The following is a 2,100-nucleotide window of genomic DNA, read 5'->3' as shown; positions in this document are numbered from 1 at the left end:
TCTTTACGCTTGCCGACCCCTACCGCCTGGTCCTCGATATCCCCCAAGTCACATTCCAGCTGCCACCGCGTGCCGGCAACGACGCCGAAGTTTACTTGTATTGAAGGTATTTTCGCCGCTGATCGACTGGAATCTCTTGTACCGATCGCTGTACAGGATGTCTGTCGCGAAGGACTCAGTTGACGTCACGTCGGAATCAACGCGTTTGACGAATGCCGCCGGCATACCGCTGCATCCGCGTCGCGCTGCGACCCTGACTAGTCTGAGCCGTGCCTGACCTCGTCTTCGATGCCGCGGTCCGCGGCGATCGCTGACCGGCTGGTCGGCACCTTGGCGTGGATCTGCAGATAGGTTTCGGTGTACCGCGTCGAGATTCGGGTGCCGGCGAATTCGGAAGGGATGACGTCGCCGGTCTTCTGACGCCAATCATGCAACCGCACAGCCAAATCCGCGGCGATGGTGTCCGCGCGGCCGGTGTCGTCGATGGCCAGCAGATTGTGGACCTCGCTGGGGTCTGCTTGCAGATCATATAGTTCCCGTTCGGGCCGCGGCGCGGTGACCAACGGTGCGACGACCTGCCCCGACGGGCTGGCTTCGATGTCCCAGGGCAGATCCAGCAGCGGCCGGCGCCCGTAGTTCTCGATGTAGCTGTATTCCTTCGTGCGGATGGCCCGGATCGGGTCGAACGAATCGTGGTAGGTCTTGGCGGTGTACACCTGCTCGCGCACCGGCTCGGTTCTTGAATCAAGAAGGTTGGCGGCGTGGGAGATTCCTTGGATGCCGGCCGGCTCGTCGACACCGAGAAGCTCTAACAGCGTCGGCACCAGGTCGACGCCGCTGAACAAATCGTCGTACATCCGCGGCGCTGCGGAGAGGCGAGTGGGCGGCCGGATGATCAGTGCAATGCCGGTTCCCGCGTCGTAGAGCGTGGATTTGGCGCGCGGGAATGCAGGACCGTGATCGGTGACGAATACCACCCAGGTGTCGGAGTCGAATCCGGTGTCGGTCAACGTGTCCAACAGTTGCCCGACGGCGGCGTCGGCCGTCGCGATGGATCCGTAGAAGTCCGCCAAGTCCTGGCGCACCTCGGCAGTGTCGGGCAGGTAATCCGGCGGGTTGACGACGGCGGCGTCGGCCGGCTCGTAGCGTTCCCGCGGATAGGGGCGATGCGTCTCGAAGAACCCGGCCGTCAGCAAAAACGGATGATCAGCGCGGGATTCCGCCCGCTTGCGCAGCCACTCCTGCGTCTTCTCAACGACGTACTCACAGAACGAGTTCGACACGTCGAACTCGTCAAACCCCAGCCGGGTGGGATATGACGTCTCATGCTGCATCCCGAAAAGCGCCGAATGCCAACCGGATTCGGACAGAATCTGGGGCAGGGTGCGGACATCGGAATGGTATTCCCAGCCGTGGTGAGCCAGGCCGACCAGCCCGTTGCTTTGTGGGTAGAGCCCGGTGAACAGCGACCCGCGCGACGGCGAGCACAGCGGCGCGCTGGCATGCGCTCGAGTGAAAAGTATGCTCTGTGCGGCCAGTTGGTCCAGGCGCGGGCTGGAAACATCCGAGTGGCCATAGGCGCCGAGGTATCGACCCAAATCATGCCAATGCACAAACAGCACGTTGTCCAGTTGCCGGTCCGCCACGACGTCGTCGCTGATTGCCGTCACCCCCCCACCATGTCGGACCCGCCGGTCGACTTTATCAGCGATTGTTCCCAACTGTTCTCGGACACGAATTCGGCCAGCGGTCGCGCGCAGGCCCAGCCGTCCAACTCCAACGCCGGCCGGTCCGGAAACTCTGGGACCGGACCCAGACACAGGATCGCCACCGGCTCGGCGCCAGCGGGCATGCCCAGCAGCAGTTTCAGTCGCTGCGGATCGAACAGCGACACCCAGCCCATGCCGAGGCCTTCCGCACGCGCCGCCAACCACAGGTTCTGAATCGCGCAGGACACCGAGGCCAGATCCATCTGCGGCAGGGTGCGCCGACCGAAGACGTGAGCCTCTCTGCCGTCGCACAGCGCCACCACCAGCAGCTCAGCGCAGTCGAGGATGCCCTCGACCTTCAGCGCCAGGAATTCCTGCTCACGCAGTCCGA

At 63.6% G+C, this 2,100-nt stretch carries 2 protein-coding genes; both read right to left on the bottom strand.

Annotated elements, in window-relative coordinates; translation table 11 throughout:
- Positions 1-257: 257 nt before the first annotated feature.
- Positions 258-1,646, bottom strand: coding sequence for a sulfatase family protein (locus tag WA317_RS13555; protein WP_425173523.1), 1,389 nt, complete (start codon positions 1,644-1,646; stop codon positions 258-260).
- 20 nt (positions 1,647-1,666) lie between these two features.
- A partial coding sequence (locus WA317_RS13550; RefSeq protein WP_425173522.1) for a nitroreductase family protein occupies positions 1,667-2,100 on the bottom strand: 434 nt, incomplete at its 5' end.

Origin of the sequence: Mycobacterium sp. (assembly GCF_049802695.1) — a bacterium.
GTDB lineage: Bacteria > Actinomycetota > Actinomycetes > Mycobacteriales > Mycobacteriaceae > Mycobacterium.
The sequence above is the reverse complement of the archived record's forward strand: the minus strand, read 5'-3'. Positions and strand labels throughout refer to the sequence as shown.